At 59.4% G+C, this 13,498-nt stretch carries 18 protein-coding genes, 1 tRNA gene and 1 pseudogene; 10 read left to right on the forward strand and 10 right to left on the reverse strand.

Annotation, left to right across the window (positions count from 1 at the left end; genetic code table 11):
• Positions 1-15: 15 nt before the first annotated feature.
• The 3 genes from hisB to hisH all read left to right on the forward strand — a co-directional run bounded on the left by hisB (position 16) and on the right by hisH (position 1,846).
• Positions 16-603: an imidazoleglycerol-phosphate dehydratase HisB gene (gene hisB / locus AB1E33_RS13790; protein WP_372577855.1), complete on the forward strand. Its 588-nt coding sequence runs from the start codon at positions 16-18 to the stop codon at positions 601-603.
• A gap of 52 nt (positions 604-655) precedes the next feature.
• Positions 656-1,138: a GFA family protein gene (locus AB1E33_RS13795; RefSeq protein ID WP_372577856.1), complete on the forward strand. Its 483-nt coding sequence runs from the start codon at positions 656-658 to the stop codon at positions 1,136-1,138.
• A 69-nt stretch (positions 1,139-1,207) separates the two neighbouring features.
• A complete protein-coding gene (gene hisH / locus AB1E33_RS13800) occupies positions 1,208-1,846 on the forward strand; it encodes an imidazole glycerol phosphate synthase subunit HisH (RefSeq protein ID WP_372577857.1) in 639 nt (212 codons plus the stop codon).
• 16 nt (positions 1,847-1,862) lie between these two features.
• Here the strand turns inward: hisH and AB1E33_RS13805 are convergent, their stop codons facing one another.
• On the reverse strand, positions 1,863-2,267 hold the full coding sequence (locus AB1E33_RS13805) for a DUF2147 domain-containing protein (protein ID WP_372577858.1): 405 nt from the start codon (positions 2,265-2,267) through the stop codon (positions 1,863-1,865).
• A 133-nt stretch (positions 2,268-2,400) separates the two neighbouring features.
• Here AB1E33_RS13805 and hisA point away from each other — a divergent pair, with 133 nt between their 5' ends.
• The gene (hisA, locus tag AB1E33_RS13810; RefSeq protein ID WP_372577859.1) at positions 2,401-3,123 is read left to right on the forward strand and encodes a 1-(5-phosphoribosyl)-5-[(5-phosphoribosylamino)methylideneamino]imidazole-4-carboxamide isomerase; all 723 of its coding nucleotides are present in this window, start codon (positions 2,401-2,403) and stop codon (positions 3,121-3,123) included.
• A gap of 4 nt (positions 3,124-3,127) precedes the next feature.
• Entirely contained in the window at positions 3,128-3,607 is a 480-nt protein-coding gene (locus AB1E33_RS13815; protein WP_372577860.1) for a DUF2867 domain-containing protein, read from the forward strand.
• Here AB1E33_RS13815 and AB1E33_RS13820 read toward each other — a convergent pair.
• Together AB1E33_RS13820 and AB1E33_RS13825 are read right to left on the reverse strand one after the other, a co-directional pair.
• Positions 3,604-3,987 (reverse strand): hypothetical protein, encoded by a 384-nt coding sequence (locus AB1E33_RS13820; protein ID WP_372577861.1) that lies wholly within the window; start codon positions 3,985-3,987, stop codon positions 3,604-3,606. The two genes, AB1E33_RS13815 and AB1E33_RS13820, sit on opposite strands and share 4 nt — an antisense overlap.
• Before the next feature lie 94 nt (positions 3,988-4,081).
• Entirely contained in the window at positions 4,082-4,528 is a 447-nt protein-coding gene (locus AB1E33_RS13825; RefSeq protein ID WP_372577862.1) for a DUF302 domain-containing protein, read from the reverse strand.
• Positions 4,529-4,645: 117 nt separating this feature from the next.
• On the opposite strand from AB1E33_RS13825, the gene hisF reads away from it, so the two are divergent.
• From hisF to AB1E33_RS13840, 3 genes are all read left to right on the forward strand, one after another.
• Positions 4,646-5,407: an imidazole glycerol phosphate synthase subunit HisF gene (gene hisF / locus AB1E33_RS13830; RefSeq protein WP_372577863.1), complete on the forward strand. Its 762-nt coding sequence runs from the start codon at positions 4,646-4,648 to the stop codon at positions 5,405-5,407.
• Complete coding sequence (locus AB1E33_RS13835) at positions 5,404-5,721, forward strand: phosphoribosyl-ATP diphosphatase (protein ID WP_372577864.1); 318 nt, start codon at positions 5,404-5,406, stop codon at positions 5,719-5,721. The genes hisF and AB1E33_RS13835 overlap by 4 nt, the downstream gene beginning before the upstream one ends.
• 63 nt (positions 5,722-5,784) lie before the next feature.
• Positions 5,785-6,345 (forward strand): hypothetical protein, encoded by a 561-nt coding sequence (locus AB1E33_RS13840; protein ID WP_372577865.1) that lies wholly within the window; start codon positions 5,785-5,787, stop codon positions 6,343-6,345.
• A 303-nt stretch (positions 6,346-6,648) separates the two neighbouring features.
• Here the strand turns inward: AB1E33_RS13840 and AB1E33_RS13845 are convergent, their stop codons facing one another.
• The 5 genes and pseudogenes from AB1E33_RS13845 to rlmB form a co-directional block, all read right to left on the reverse strand.
• Positions 6,649-8,136, reverse strand: a complete 1,488-nt coding sequence (locus tag AB1E33_RS13845) for a BCCT family transporter (RefSeq protein WP_372577866.1) — start codon at positions 8,134-8,136, stop codon at positions 6,649-6,651.
• A gap of 158 nt (positions 8,137-8,294) precedes the next feature.
• Positions 8,295-8,764, reverse strand: a pseudogene (locus tag AB1E33_RS13850) (CoA-binding protein).
• Between the two features lie 200 nt (positions 8,765-8,964).
• On the reverse strand, positions 8,965-9,411 hold the full coding sequence (locus AB1E33_RS13855) for a YHS domain-containing (seleno)protein (protein WP_372577867.1): 447 nt from the start codon (positions 9,409-9,411) through the stop codon (positions 8,965-8,967).
• Between the two features lie 103 nt (positions 9,412-9,514).
• Positions 9,515-9,805: a hypothetical protein gene (locus AB1E33_RS13860; protein WP_372578167.1), complete on the reverse strand. Its 291-nt coding sequence runs from the start codon at positions 9,803-9,805 to the stop codon at positions 9,515-9,517.
• Positions 9,806-9,814: 9 nt separating this feature from the next.
• A complete protein-coding gene (gene rlmB, locus AB1E33_RS13865; RefSeq protein WP_372577868.1) occupies positions 9,815-10,591 on the reverse strand; it encodes a 23S rRNA (guanosine(2251)-2'-O)-methyltransferase RlmB in 777 nt (258 codons plus the stop codon).
• A 217-nt stretch (positions 10,592-10,808) separates the two neighbouring features.
• Between rlmB and AB1E33_RS13870 the strand changes: the two genes are divergently transcribed.
• Positions 10,809-10,892 (forward strand) — tRNA-Tyr (locus tag AB1E33_RS13870).
• A 422-nt stretch (positions 10,893-11,314) separates the two neighbouring features.
• Positions 11,315-12,082 carry a capsular polysaccharide export protein, LipB/KpsS family gene (locus AB1E33_RS13875; protein WP_372578168.1) on the forward strand — a complete coding sequence of 256 codons (768 nt, stop codon included), beginning with the start codon at positions 11,315-11,317 and terminating at the stop codon, positions 12,080-12,082.
• Positions 12,083-12,215: 133 nt separating this feature from the next.
• Here the strand turns inward: AB1E33_RS13875 and AB1E33_RS13880 are convergent, their stop codons facing one another.
• Positions 12,216-12,743: a DUF2478 domain-containing protein gene (locus AB1E33_RS13880; protein ID WP_372577869.1), complete on the reverse strand. Its 528-nt coding sequence runs from the start codon at positions 12,741-12,743 to the stop codon at positions 12,216-12,218.
• A gap of 67 nt (positions 12,744-12,810) precedes the next feature.
• Complete coding sequence (locus AB1E33_RS13885) at positions 12,811-13,476, reverse strand: NnrU family protein (RefSeq protein WP_372577870.1); 666 nt, start codon at positions 13,474-13,476, stop codon at positions 12,811-12,813.
• Positions 13,477-13,498: the final 22 nt, after the last annotated feature.

Below are 13,498 nucleotides of genomic sequence, written 5' to 3' on the forward strand. Positions count from 1 at the left end.
AAAGGGGATTTCGCCATGCGCCGCGCTACGATCAGCCGCAAGACCGCGGAAACCGAGATTTCCGTCGAAATCGACCTCGATGGGACCGGGCGGTACGACATCCAGACCGGTGTGGGCTTCTTTGACCACATGCTGGATCAACTGTCGCGCCATTCGCTGATCGACATGACGATCCGGGCCAAGGGCGACACCCATATCGACGATCACCACACAGTCGAGGATACCGGCATCGCGCTGGGTCAGGCGCTTGCCGAAGCCCTGGGCGATAAGACGGGCATCCGCCGATATGGCGAATGCCACCTGCCGATGGATGACGCGCAGGTCCGCTGCGCGCTGGACCTCTCGGCCCGGCCCTATCTGGTCTGGAATGTCGATCTGCCGACCCCAAAGATCGGTAATTTCGACAGCGAGTTGGTGCGCGAGTTCTTTCAGGCCTTCAGCACTCATGCCGGCATCACGCTGCATGTCGACCAGCTGCACGGGTTGAACAGCCACCACATCGCCGAGGCCGCGTTCAAATCCGTGGCCCGCGCGTTGCGCGTGGCGGTCGAGACCGATCCACGCAAGGCCGACGCGGTGCCATCGACCAAAGGCACACTGTAAATTCGAAACCGTGCTACCCTCGCGTCATTTGAAAAAGTATCGCGAGGATTTCATGGCCTATCAAGCCGACGGGTGCCTGTGCGGCGCTCTGCGCTTCTCCGTTTCCGCACAACCGCTTTGGGTCACGGCATGTTTTTGTCGTTTTTGCCAACGGACGACCGGGACACAAGGGATCGTTGAGCCGATTTTCGACATCGAAACCTTTGCCATGAACCAGGGCGAGCCTGCCCGCTACGATCATGTCTCGGAAGGCAGCGGCAAAGAGATACATGTACATTTCTGCAAGACCTGTGCCACCAAAACCCATTTGACGTTCGAGCGCTGGCCGGATCGGCTGGGCGTCTATGCCGGGGCGTTCGACGACCCGGGCTGGTTCGATTTCACGCCGGAAAACAGCAAGTTCATCTTTCTGGACTGCGCCACACGCGGCACGCTTGTACCTGCTGGTTTCAAAACCTATGCCGAACATGCCGCAAAAGCCGATGGCACGCCGTTGGAGCCTCAGGTCTTCGATCATGTGCTACATGTAAGGTGAACGGCTTGGCAGCGTGCGGGGCTTGCGATACTCAGCACCGGAACCAGTTTGACGATACGGAGCCAACCCTTGCTGACAGCCATTATCGACTACGAGTCGGGCAATCTGCATTCCGCCGAGAAGGCGTTTCAGCGCATGGCGCGGGAACTGGATGCGGGCGAGGTCGTGGTGACCTCGGACGCGGATGTTGTTGCGCGCGCCGACCGTCTGGTCCTGCCCGGTGACGGCGCGTTCCCCGCCTGCGCGGGTGAATTGCGCGGGCACAAGGGCATCCATGACGCCCTGGTCGAAGCGGTCGAACAACGCGGGCGGCCCTTTCTGGGCATCTGTGTCGGCATGCAGTTGATGGCCACCACCGGCCACGAATACGAAGAGACGGCGGGCCTTGGCTGGGTATCAGGCGACGTGGTAAAGATCGCGCCGCAGGACAGGGCGCTGAAAGTGCCACATATGGGCTGGAACGATCTGGTGATCGACAGCGACCACCCGGTCTTTGCAGGCATCGATACCGGTGATCACACCTATTTCGTGCATTCCTATCATGTCCGCGTCGCCAACCCGGCAGAGCGTCTGGCCCATGTCGAATATGGTGGCCCGGTAACCGCCGTGATTGGGCGCGACACGATGATTGGCATGCAGTTTCATCCGGAAAAGAGCCAGGCCACCGGTTTGCGCCTGATCGGGAACTTCCTGAACTGGCGCCCCTGACGGGCGCTGTGCGTGATCAGCGGATACGCGTCCAGTCCTGACCGCGGCAGACCAAACCGCCTGCGACGCAGCCTTTCACTTCAAGTGTGCTGCCGCTGAGCGTCATTTTCGACGCATAAGTTTTGTCCGATTCCGGGTCCCAGATCTTGCCACCGCCATATTTCCCGCTGCCCTCGGGCACCATATCCCAGATCATCTGCTTACCGAGATGTTCATAGTTCACATTCTGATCCCCATTGGCGCTGAACGCGCTGTCAATTGTGCCGCAAACGGCACTGCCGCAAGGCCCGATCGAAACGTGAAGATAGCCACCGGTATCGCCGGGCTGGGTTTTCCACAAGCCGTCAACCGGATCTTCGGCATGTGCCATCGTCCCCATCAACACCGCAGCGGCAGCGCCCAGAATGACATGTTTGTTCATCAGTCCTACTCCCTCTTTGCGTGCAGATTGGCCCGGGTTGACGCTTTGGGCAAGCCTGACTTTGGGTCGCGTTGCATCCCCTGCCCGACCTGTGTCATATCCCGGCGAAAATCAGCAAAAGGTCGCTTATCTCATGATCCTCTATCCTGCCATTGATCTCAAGGACGGCCAGGCCGTTCGGCTCTTGCGTGGCGAGATGGAGGCGGCAACGGTTTTCAATGACGACCCCGCCGCTCAGGCCCGCGCCTTTGTCGAGGCCGGGTGTCAGTGGCTGCATCTGGTCGATCTGAACGGGGCCTTTGCCGGTGAGCCGGTCAATGCCGCGCCGGTCGAGGCGATACTGCGCGACTGCAACGTGCCAGCCCAGCTTGGCGGCGGCATCCGCAACATGGCCACGATCGAGCGCTGGCTGGATAAGGGGTTGGCCCGGGTCATTCTGGGCACGGTTGCGGTCGAAAACCCCGATCTGGTGCGCGAAGCCGCCCGTGCTTTTCCCGGCAAGGTCGCCGTCGGCATCGACGCCCGCAACGGCATGGTCGCAACCAAGGGCTGGGCCGAGGAAACCGATGTCGAGGTCATCGATCTGGCGCGGCAGTTCGAGGATGCGGGCGTTGCCGCGATCATCTACACCGATATCAACCGCGACGGCGCGATGCAGGGGCCGAACGTCGATGCCACTGCCGCGCTGGCCCGAGCTATCTCGATCCCGGTGATCGCCTCGGGCGGGGTGTCCTCGATCGCCGATCTGGTCGCCCTGCGCGATTGTGGCGCAGATCTGAATGGTGCGATTTCAGGCCGGGCGCTTTATGATGGGGCGATTGATCTGACGGAGGCCCTGAGAGCGCTCAGGGCATGACCCTATGTCGCGGACACACGTAACCCGATCCGCTCTGCCCGCCAACAGTCTTTTGCACGCGCGTATCCGCAGCGGTGACTTTCTGGACTGTTTCAGCGTCGCCTCCGATCTGCCGCCCCGGCAGGCTGCCGACAGCATCACCGACTTTCCCGGATGGGCCAAGGCGCTGGTGCGTCTGCGTGGGGTGCTGGTCGCTCCGTTTGGCCTGGAAAAAACCGGCCCCGAGGCCCCGAACAAGGTGGGTCTGTTTCCGGTCGAACATGAAGGCAAGACAGAGCTGATTGCAGGATTCAACGACCGCCACCTCGATTTCCGGGTGTCGGTGATATCCGAGGCCGGTCGCGTTTCACTCGCCACCTGGGTCCACCGGCATAATCTGGGCGGGCGGCTTTATCTGGCGGCAATCCTGCCGTTTCACATTCTGATCGCACGCAATGCGCTGGTACGGGTTAGCCGCGCGGGCGGCGCATCCTCGCTGCGTTAGCCATCCACCGCAGCGGCGGGCCGCAGAATGGTCCAGACATTCTTGAGCTTCCTGTCGCCGTGATAGGGCTGGATCGTGTTCTCATCGACCAGTTCCAGACGCCAGCATCCCGACCCGGTTCCCCAATCCTCGCACCACAAATCGCGGCGGATCGCCCAGTTCGAGCTGTAGTCCCGCGAGCCGAACACGCCTTTTGCGCCACCGTCGCGGCCATAGGTTTGGACCCAACGTGTGGCACCGTCCTCGTTCGATATCCCGGAAAGAACCGCGCCCGGAATGGTGGCCAGCAAATCCTCGGCGCTCATGATCTCACCTGCCCCCGCCGGTGCGGCAAGGCAAAGCGCAAGCGTTGCAGACAACGTGTATTGGCAGCAAGACATGAAGCGACCCTCCGTTAGGTGCCCCATCATACCGCAGAGGGGCGGGGCGACCAAACACCTCGCCCCTGCCCGCGCGTGGCCAGATGCCCAAAGGCTATTGCGCCGCAGCTTCGGTGAGCTTCTTGAGCGCACCCTGCATCTTGCCGATCACCGGTGATTTCTCGACCTCGTCAAGCTCGTCCATGGTCTCTTTCGGGTCTTCATAGGTTAGCCAGACCTGACCTTCGGAGTCCTCATAAGCCTGCACTTTGAGCGGCAGGAACAGACCAGCCAGCGGGTCGATCTGCATCGCGGGCGTGCCCAGTTTCGGATTGCCGAAGATCAGCACTTGGTTGGCCGGGATTGGCGTCCCGACTTTTTCGGCCCCTGCGGCATGGTCGATGCGCGCAAACACCGTCGCACCCGCCTTGCCCACTGCCGCCTCAAGCGCATCCAGCACCTCGGCCACTGACTTGTCCGTCTTTACCTTGATGATATCGTCAGCCATTGCTGTTACCGTGCTTCCCAATGTGAGTAATGCTGCCAAAAACAGACCACGCATGATGTCTTTCCTTCCATGACTTCCCGTTCAATTTCCACCGCTTAGACCGATGTTACAATCACAAGTCTGGCATCGGCGGAGCTTTGCCGCTAGGAGTGCCGCAGCAAAGGGTGCCTCATGCTGAAAACACGTATCATTCCCTGTCTGGACGTCGCCGACGGCCGCGTTGTCAAGGGCGTCAACTTCGTCGGGCTGCGCGACGCGGGCGATCCGGTGGAATCGGCCAAGGCCTATGATGCGGCGGGCGCGGACGAAATTTGTTTTCTCGACATCCACGCCACCCATGAGAACCGGGGCACCATGTTCGACGTGGTACGGAGGACCGCAGAACAGTGCTTTGTGCCGCTGACCGTGGGCGGCGGAGTGCGCACACGCGAGGATGTGCGCGCGCTGCTGCTGGCCGGTGCCGACAAAGTCAGTTTCAATTCTGCCGCCGTGGCCAATCCGGACGTTATCGCCGAGGCCGCCGACCAGTTCGGCAGCCAATGCATCGTCTGCGCTATCGACGCCAAGACCGTCTCGCCCGGGAAATGGGAGATATTCACCCATGGAGGGCGCAAGCCCACCGGCATCGACGCGGTAGAGTTTGCCCGCGCGGTGGTGGCCAAGGGCGCGGGAGAGATCCTGTTGACCTCGATGGATCGCGACGGCACCAAGGCTGGTTTCAACCTGCCCTTGACCCGTGCGATCAGTGATGCGGTCGACGTGCCGGTGATCGCATCAGGCGGTGTGGGCAACCTCGATCACTTGGTCGAAGGCGTGACCGAGGGCCGGGCCAGCGCGGTTCTGGCGGCCTCGATCTTCCATTTTGGCGAATACACCATCCGCGAGGCCAAAGCGCATATGGCCGCCGCGGGCATTCCGATGAGGCTGACATGAATATTCTGCACGATCTGGCTGCCACGATCGAGGCCCGCAAAACCGCCGACCCCGACGGTAGCTGGACCGCCAAACTGCTGGCAAAGGGGCCGGAAAAATGCGCCGAGAAGTTCGGCGAAGAGGCGGTTGAGGCCATCATCGAAGCGGTCAAGGGCGACCGTGACGGGCTAACCTCGGAAGCGGCGGATGTGCTTTATCACCTGCTGGTCATGCTTGCTGCGCGGAATGTCCCGCTGCAGGCCGTGCTGGACGAGTTGGCGCGTCGCCAGCATATGAGCGGTCTTGCCGAAAAAGCCGCCCGATCCGGCGATTGAATTGCAATCGGGTGCGGAACGCGGCAGGAAGCGGACAAGACCTGATTCTCGTGGGACACTTTCATGACTCGACTGTTCAAGTCCGTTCTGGCCTCGTTTGCCCTCGCCCTGATCAGCGCCTGTGCGCATCAGCCGATTGTCGTCGATCGCGGCGATGTCGCTATGCTGGCGCAGGAAATCCAGTCACTGGGCCCCGAGGTCGACCCCGAAGAGGCGCAGCGCGCCGCCAGCATCGCCTATGTCTATTCCGCGCAACTGGCGCAGGAATACGACATCACCGACCCGCCGCTGGTCCATAACGCGAAGGTCAATTCCGGCATCAAGGAACGTGGCCTGTGCTATCAGTGGGCCGAGGATATCGAAGCGCGGCTCAAGCAGGAGAACTTCCAGACGCTGACGATACATCGCGCGATCGCCGAACCGCGCAACGCCTTTGTGGTCGATCACAGCACCGCCCTCATCAGCAAACGCGGAGACAGCCTGAAAGACGGTATCGTCCTCGACCCCTGGCGCGACGCCGGTGACCTGCACTGGGCGCTGACCCGCGAGGATACCCGCTATGACTGGCAGCCGCGCCTGCAAGTGCTTGAAGACCGCCGCCGCCGCCGCGATGCGAAACGGTGAACTTCCAACGCCAGCTGGATCTTAGGAAGACCGGACAACCAGTCGCGAACCATCCCGACAAACCGCCTCGGCTTCAGTGTATGACTTGATTGGCTGGATGGCTGCATTGAGCTCAGAACGGAAGACTCGAAAGCACAGATCACTAGCAGACCTCAGTCCATGTCGACCAAAGGTACAATTGTACTGTTGCCCCTGATGACACCGCAGAAGCGGAGCCTTAAGCGCGATGTACTGCGAGCCAAATCAGAAACCCAATATACGCGAAAAGGGTCACATTCAGAATTGTATCAACTAAGGTTGCTGTCATTTACTTGTGACCTCTCTAGTTAGCGATTTGAGAAGGCAAACAACAAGAACTGGTACAATAAAGACAAATGCAACTGCCGAAAGTGCAATGATCGACCGGACAAGTGAAACGTCGTTTACGAAAATCATTGCGAGCCCAAGAGCGCCAAGCACTGCTCCCCAAATGGTGCGTAGGCCAGGCGCGGGGTTTTCGTCTCCTCCCGACCCAATCATTGCAAGTGTAAAGCCTGCACTGACGACACTTGTCACGACAAAAAGAAAAGCGGCGACGATCGTTGCCATCTGGGTCACGAATTTGAGTGGAAACTGCTGCAGAAGCGCAAATGTCGTTGCATCGAGGCTCTGCTTATTCACATTCAAGAGTTCACCATTTCCCTGTTGCACATCAAAAATTCCGATCCCGCCAAAAACGCCGAACCAAAAAATAGAGAATAGGGTCGGCGCGATGATTACTCCGGTAAGAAACTCGCGAATGGTACGACCACGTGAGATCCGTGCAATGAATATGCCCACGAACGGGGACCAGGCAAGCCACCAGATCATGTAGTTGAGTGTCCAGTCCTGAAACCAGGTCGAGATCGTGTTGTCGAAGAATTCTGTCGTTGAAAAACCTGCGGGTAAAACGTTGAAAACATACCTTCCAAATCCCGAAACAACCGAGTTCATAACAAACGATGTCGGACCTACAACCAACAAATAAACCAATAGTCCCAGAGCAATGCCCATCGCCAGATTGGAGAGCTTGGACATTCCTTCCCCCAAGTCGCGCCGCAGCGGAATGAGAAATCCGATGCACATCATGATAAAAACGATTGCAGTTAGAAACTTCGAGTTTGGTATTCCCAACACTCCGGCTAGTCCGGTTTGGATTTGGAAGACTCCCATGGCAAGTGAACCTGCTAGACCAACGGCGATGGCAACGACCGAAAAGAAATCGAAGATCCATGCCAATGTACGCGTCCAGGCCTTATCTCCATACACATCCAGAAGTGGTGCACTAAGCAGCAGAGACCTACCGCGTCGGAAGGCAAAATACGCGATTATGAGGCCTACGACCCCGTAAATTGCCCAAGCATGGAAACCCCAGTTCAAATAAGTCACAAAAACGGCCAAGCTTGCAGCTTCGGGGTCGGGGCGAAATCCTCGAATGACTGAAAAATGTGTCAGCGGCTCAGAGGCCCCGAAAAATAGCAGCCCTACGCCCATTCCCGCTGCGAACAGCATCGCAATCCATGATGTTGTGGAAAACTCGGGTTCAGATCCTTCGGGTCCAATTCTGATCGAACCGTATCTTGAAAACGCCAAATAGATCGCCAGAAACAAAAGCGCGCTAGCTTCCAGCATGATGAACCAGCCTCGGCTTTGGAATTGAATCGCCACGATTGAAGATGAAACTGAACCCAGCCCCTGGGGATCGATGATGCCCCATAGCGCAATGCTTCCACTGACTACGAGTGCTGACAATAAGAGAGGGCTTAGTTTCATTGCTTGCTGCTTTCGGGAGGAGTGTTGTCTTTTCCTCATCCTATTCATGACAGGTAACGGCTTAAAGTCTTTCTATTGATATGGTCCCGAATGGCGGCATGGTCCGCGTTCCCGACATTGCCTTCACAGCCATCGTCGCCCTTACAGCCATTGTCCGCTCATAGTTTGGACGAGATGATCCCGGTGGCAAAACCGCCCATGCGAAGCTCGCCGAACAGGCGCTGGTATTCGATCTTGGGGCAGCGGTTCTGGATCACGCCGCTGCCCGCGCCTGGGCGCGGGCAGCGGCGTCGGCATTCTGGACGCCGATCTGCATCCAGATGGTGCGTAAATCGGGAAAGACTTCGATCGCCTCGTCGACGATCGGCGGCACCGAATCGGACCGGCGGAAGATGTCGACCATGTCCACCGGCTCGGAAATCTCGGACAGCCCGGCACGGACGGTCTCGCCAAACAGCGTCTTGCCCGCATGTCCGGGGTTGACGGGGATCACGCGGAACCCTTTCAGCCCCAGATACCGCGCCACATAGTAGCTGGGTCGCACCGGATTCATCGACACGCCCACCACCGCGATCACCTGTGTGCGCTGCAGGATGGTCCTGAGATTTGAGTCGTCATAGCTGGTCATTGGCGCACTCTAACCACTTGTTCCAAAGAAAAAAGCGCCCAGGAGATCCTGGGCGCAAGGTATGGAACGAGGGACAGTGAAATGACACGCGGAAGTTCCTGTCCGCGGTCACAGAAAGAAGTATGCGCTGCGCGCCAAAAAAAAAGAGGGACTAGCCATTTTCGTAAAGCTGCGCGGCTGTTCCGGCGGATTTTCGCCGATCAGCCGTAAAGAACCTCGGGCCAGTTTGCTTCGGCCCGTTCGATATAGGCCTGCGGGTCACGCATCCAGGCCTCGTCAACGCTTTGCGAATGGATCAGGTAGAGCTTGTCATTGACGAGATGCCAGATGTTCGGATCGGTCGTGCTCAGGCCACCTTGCGCGACGGCATAGGCACAATAGCCACCGAATTGCGGCGCGTAGGCGCGGGGATTGGCCTCGAACACCTCGCGATTGGAATCGCTGGCAAAGAGCCAGATCGCACCCTTCCACATCAGCGCATTGTCGGCGCGACCCGGAAGCGGGCCGCCATTGGCGAAATAGGACACCGTGTCAAAGCCCGAGATCGCCGCACCCCCTTGCGAGAAGATCATCGGCGAGGCGGCGCGTGCGGCAGGAGCAAGTGCAAAGGCACCCAACCCGGCAAGGATGTTACGTCTGGTCGGCATTCTGGCGTGATTCATGGTTGCGATAGGCCCAAAATGCCCGCTGCGCCGCGAATATGAAAGCCCGGTGACGGGGTTGTGATTGGGATGTGTTTAGCCTCGCGTCCTAGTCGAACACGTCCTCAACCACATCCCAGGCCTCTTCGAGAACCCGCGAGAACAGCGATTTGCGCTTCTTGACCTTGCGCCGCACTTTCTTGCGCTGGTCCCACGGGATACTGGCAGCGGGAGCGCACTTTTTCTGGGTCCGCACCCGTTCGCGCGGTAGCATCTTCAGGTCATGCAGGGGCGCGCCACAGGCAGAGCAGCTCAGCTCATGCCGGTCTCGCCCCCTCAGAACCAGCGCGGCGCGGGTGCCGCAATAGCAGCAGGTGGCGATTTTCTGCGGGCTGGGAATGGCGGCCTCCTATCGTGGTTGAGAGGCATATAGGGCGATTGCCGCCGCATTTGAGACGTTGAGCGAGCCAAATCCGCCCACCGCATCGATTTTGACCAGCTTATCGACCGTTTCCCGCGTTTTTTGACGCAGCCCCGGCCCCTCGGCCCCCAGCACCAGCGCCACCGGCTGTGCCTTGTGATCACCAAGCGCCTGCTCGACGGTCTGCTCCGCCTCGCCGTCCAGCCCCAGCACCAGAAACCCCATGCCCTGCAGCTCGGTGATGGTGTCGGCCAGATTTCGGACCCGCAGGTAGGGCTGGCGCTCCAGCGCGCCGCTCGCGGTCTTTGCCAGTGCGCCGGTTTCTGGCGCTGAATGGTGCCGGGTCCCGATCACCGCGCTGGCGCCCAGCACCTCTGCAGAGCGCAGGATCGCGCCTACGTTTTGCGGGTCCGTGACCCGGTCCAGCAGGATCACGCGAGGGTTCTCACGCCCGATGCAATTCTCGGCCAGCCCGCCCCAGCTCAGCGGCTGAACCTCCAGCGCCGCGCCCTGATGGACCGAACCGGGATCAATCGGCGCGCTGAATTTCCGGGGGTCGACGATCTCGGGCTCGAGGCCGCCCTCGGCAATCGCCTCGGCCAACTTGTCGCGAGCGTTCAGAGTGACCAGAAGCCGCAATTTTTGCCGCGCCGGGTTGCGCAACGCATCGCGCACCGCGTGCAGACCAAAGAGCCACACGGTCTCGTTGCCCGCCGCCTTGCGCGCCTGCTCTTTCTCAACGACCCATTTGGGTTTCTTGGCCATATCCCGCCCATTCGTTTTGTAGTTCGGGGCACATACCAGATGCGCGGGTGTTGGGAAACATGAGACTTGCAGGTGGTTGCCCCGCCAGCCTCAGACCCCTATTTCGACCGGAAAATCCAGCATCCGACGCGCAGCCTGGCCGTCATTCACGGAGCAACGCAAAATCGACATTTTCCGGTTGACGCACCCTGCCCGCTTGTCTATCCCGCACCGTGTTGGGCGACAGGCCGCAAGGTGTGGCAGGGGACTGTAACTCCCTCGCGGAGACGCACGCCTGGTTCGATTCCAGGGTCGCCCACCATTCCTCACAAGATACAGCATCTAGATCGCAAATGTTCCTCGGCGCGACATACCCGTGAGACCTGGCACCGTCGTGCTGGCCAGTTTGCCAACCTCTCGTCGAAGATTCTTGGCTCTGAGCGCGCGCTCTTTCCAAGTGTTCTGTACTGTGTTCCTTTGCACGAGAGAAAATCAAATCATTGGATTATGCACGGTGAACAAAGCAGGCTTGGCGGCAAGAGTGGTTTCCGAAAACTGAACACACTGGGCCAATTGCTAACAGGCAAGACACCGCTCGTAGTACACGCCACAGAAAGCTGGTATTAATAGCTCCTCTGCGGGCAGATCGACTTCTTTGCGAAGATCGCGGCCAGTGCTTCGGAAAACGGTCACAAACCACTGCTGGTACCTGCCCCGAGCATCAATTCCAGGCTCGCCTTGGCGATGGATCACAAACACATTGTGGTGGGAATACGCAAAGCGCAGGGGGCAAGAATACTGAATGCGCATACGAGCTACATCTGGGGCTTTTGGTACCTCGATCCCAAGGGATTTTACTGGTCTTCATCATTGGTGGACACCGAGTTCGACCCAAAGAAGGTAAACGCGGCGCAGGCCAAGTATTTCTTTGACGGCGTCAGCGGATATATGAGGCGCGAGAATGTCTCGAAGCTTGCGCAGCCAGATCGTGGAATCGTCCCGGTAAGACCAGCAGCAGCAACAGTGTTCTTGCAGGAAATCGACGCCTTCAAGACTCCGGTGCACTATCTGAGCACGCTAAAGATGATCCGCAACACTGCGCTGGCGACCAAGAAACGCGTCTATGTCAAACTGCATCCGACGCAAACTGACCGAACCATGAAGGCAGTGCTCAAACTGTGCGCGGAATTGCCCAATGTCGAGATTACCGTCGCGAATATTCACGATTTGATAGAGGCATCCGCTGTAACGGTCTCGCAGAATTCAGCGGTGGGGTTCGAGGCATTGATGCACAGGAAACCGGTGGTGACCTGTGGTCGGTGCGACTACCATCACGCAACGTTGGTGGCGCGCACGGCCGAAGAATTGCAACGCTGTGTTCAGACAGCGCCGCAGCAGCTGCGTGAATTTCCGTATGAACACTACTTCTACTGGTTTCTCGGGGAAAACATGCTGGAGCCGCAGAAAGAGGGTTTTCTGGATCGGGCGTGGGCGCGCATCAACCGCCTTTAGGAATGTTCCCGGCCACTTACCCGCACTGCCGAATGGTCACATGCCATCGACATCGTTGACCGGGATAACGGCTGGCCCAATTCTGCTTGGAAGGACCCGCCAGATGAAGTTTTAGCCACCTGTCGCCGGAACCTTACATCATCCGCGTTTGCGCCAGGGGCATTGAAGCCGGGTCGAGCCAGTTCCGCAAGATGTCGATATCCCCGTCCAGCAAATCGGCCATGCCGCCGGCGAATTCCTGGAACCGGTCGAGATTCAGCCCATTGACACCCACCAGCACCGGGATTTCGCGCTCCAGCGCGTCTGCGATCACCGGGCGAAAGCCGCGGCCATCGGCCTCGTGCTTGCCGAACTTGTTGATGATCAGCAGTTCCGGTCCAGTGTCCAGAGACCGGGTGACCAGCCCGACGGCGCGCTCCAGCTCGGCAGGGTCCAACCGGCAACCCCGTGCATTCGCACCCAGCGACTGCGAAATGCGGATGGTCTCGCCGGTGGGCAGCACCTTGAGGTCCATGTCGCACTTGTAGCCGTCAGCGCATTCGGTGTTGGTTTGCACAACACCTGCCAGCGCTGTCCCGGCCTTTAACATCCGGTCGGCAAAGGCGCTCAGCAGCAGATCGGTTGCACCGCGTTCAGATGTCGTGACACAGGCGAGTTTCATGAGCCGTTTCCTTTTCCTGGTCTCATCGCGTTCAGATAGCACGGTTTTTCCGTTCCTGCCACGTTTGCTATGGGACGGGTGACAGACCGATCACCGTTCCATGCACGGCGAAAAACAACAGATAGAGCGCCGCGCCGCCCATCAAGGCATGTGGGTGCAGCAATGCCGATAGTCCGCACACCGAGAAACGCGCGGTGTTGCGGGCCAGCCAGTCCCATTCCGCCCCCATCATGCGCCGCTTGCGCCGATCGATCAGGGCCATGCCTGCGACGGAGAACGCAGCAAAGCCGCCAAACAGGATCACATGGGCCAGATCGCCATTGGCCAATAGATGCGCCAGCGACCAGAACAGCAGCGCCAACAGCAGCGGATGGCGTGACAGGGCAAGGATGCCGGGATGCTCGGGGTCGAAACTGCCCCGCCCCAACCCACCGAACGAAAACGGGTTGCGCATCGACATACCCGCCACGATCAGTGGGCAAGCCAGCGCCATCAGCAGTGCCGGAGCCCAGCGCAGCGCGGCATGAGGTGGCAGGACCTGCACATAAGGCGCCTGTGCGGTCGCTGAGACCAGCCAGATCAGAATTAGCACCGACAGCAGGGAATACCCCAGTATGTAGGGCCGCAACCCGAGCGCCCCGACCAGCGCGGCCCTGACCCGGGGCCGGGCCGGGATCATGTGGCTGGCCAGAAAAGCCAGCAGCGCCAGTGTGAACTCGGTCCAGCCGCTCATTCCATCGCCTCGTGTCGCTTTG

The organism is Ruegeria hyattellae, assembly GCF_041537925.1.
Classification (GTDB): domain Bacteria; phylum Pseudomonadota; class Alphaproteobacteria; order Rhodobacterales; family Rhodobacteraceae; genus Ruegeria_C.

Coding starts and splice junctions, on each gene's coding strand:
- AB1E33_RS13845 (WP_372577866.1), bottom strand. CDS start 8,136: ATGAAACTAAGCCCTCTCTTATTGTCAGCACTCGTAGTCAGTGGAAGC.
- AB1E33_RS13815 (WP_372577860.1), top strand. CDS start 3,128: ATGTCGCGGACACACGTAACCCGATCCGCTCTGCCCGCCAACAGTCTT.
- AB1E33_RS13820 (WP_372577861.1), bottom strand. CDS start 3,987: ATGTCTTGCTGCCAATACACGTTGTCTGCAACGCTTGCGCTTTGCCTT.
- AB1E33_RS13825 (WP_372577862.1), bottom strand. CDS start 4,528: ATGCGTGGTCTGTTTTTGGCAGCATTACTCACATTGGGAAGCACGGTA.
- AB1E33_RS13880 (WP_372577869.1), bottom strand. CDS start 12,743: ATGAAACTCGCCTGTGTCACGACATCTGAACGCGGTGCAACCGATCTG.
- hisA (WP_372577859.1), top strand. CDS start 2,401: ATGATCCTCTATCCTGCCATTGATCTCAAGGACGGCCAGGCCGTTCGG.
- AB1E33_RS13875 (WP_372578168.1), top strand. CDS start 11,315: ATGGATCACAAACACATTGTGGTGGGAATACGCAAAGCGCAGGGGGCA.
- AB1E33_RS13805 (WP_372577858.1), bottom strand. CDS start 2,267: ATGAACAAACATGTCATTCTGGGCGCTGCCGCTGCGGTGTTGATGGGG.
- rlmB (WP_372577868.1), bottom strand. CDS start 10,591: ATGGCCAAGAAACCCAAATGGGTCGTTGAGAAAGAGCAGGCGCGCAAG.
- AB1E33_RS13835 (WP_372577864.1), top strand. CDS start 5,404: ATGAATATTCTGCACGATCTGGCTGCCACGATCGAGGCCCGCAAAACC.
- AB1E33_RS13795 (WP_372577856.1), top strand. CDS start 656: ATGGCCTATCAAGCCGACGGGTGCCTGTGCGGCGCTCTGCGCTTCTCC.
- hisB (WP_372577855.1), top strand. CDS start 16: ATGCGCCGCGCTACGATCAGCCGCAAGACCGCGGAAACCGAGATTTCC.
- AB1E33_RS13840 (WP_372577865.1), top strand. CDS start 5,785: ATGACTCGACTGTTCAAGTCCGTTCTGGCCTCGTTTGCCCTCGCCCTG.
- AB1E33_RS13885 (WP_372577870.1), bottom strand. CDS start 13,476: ATGAGCGGCTGGACCGAGTTCACACTGGCGCTGCTGGCTTTTCTGGCC.
- AB1E33_RS13855 (WP_372577867.1), bottom strand. CDS start 9,411: ATGCCGACCAGACGTAACATCCTTGCCGGGTTGGGTGCCTTTGCACTT.
- hisF (WP_372577863.1), top strand. CDS start 4,646: ATGCTGAAAACACGTATCATTCCCTGTCTGGACGTCGCCGACGGCCGC.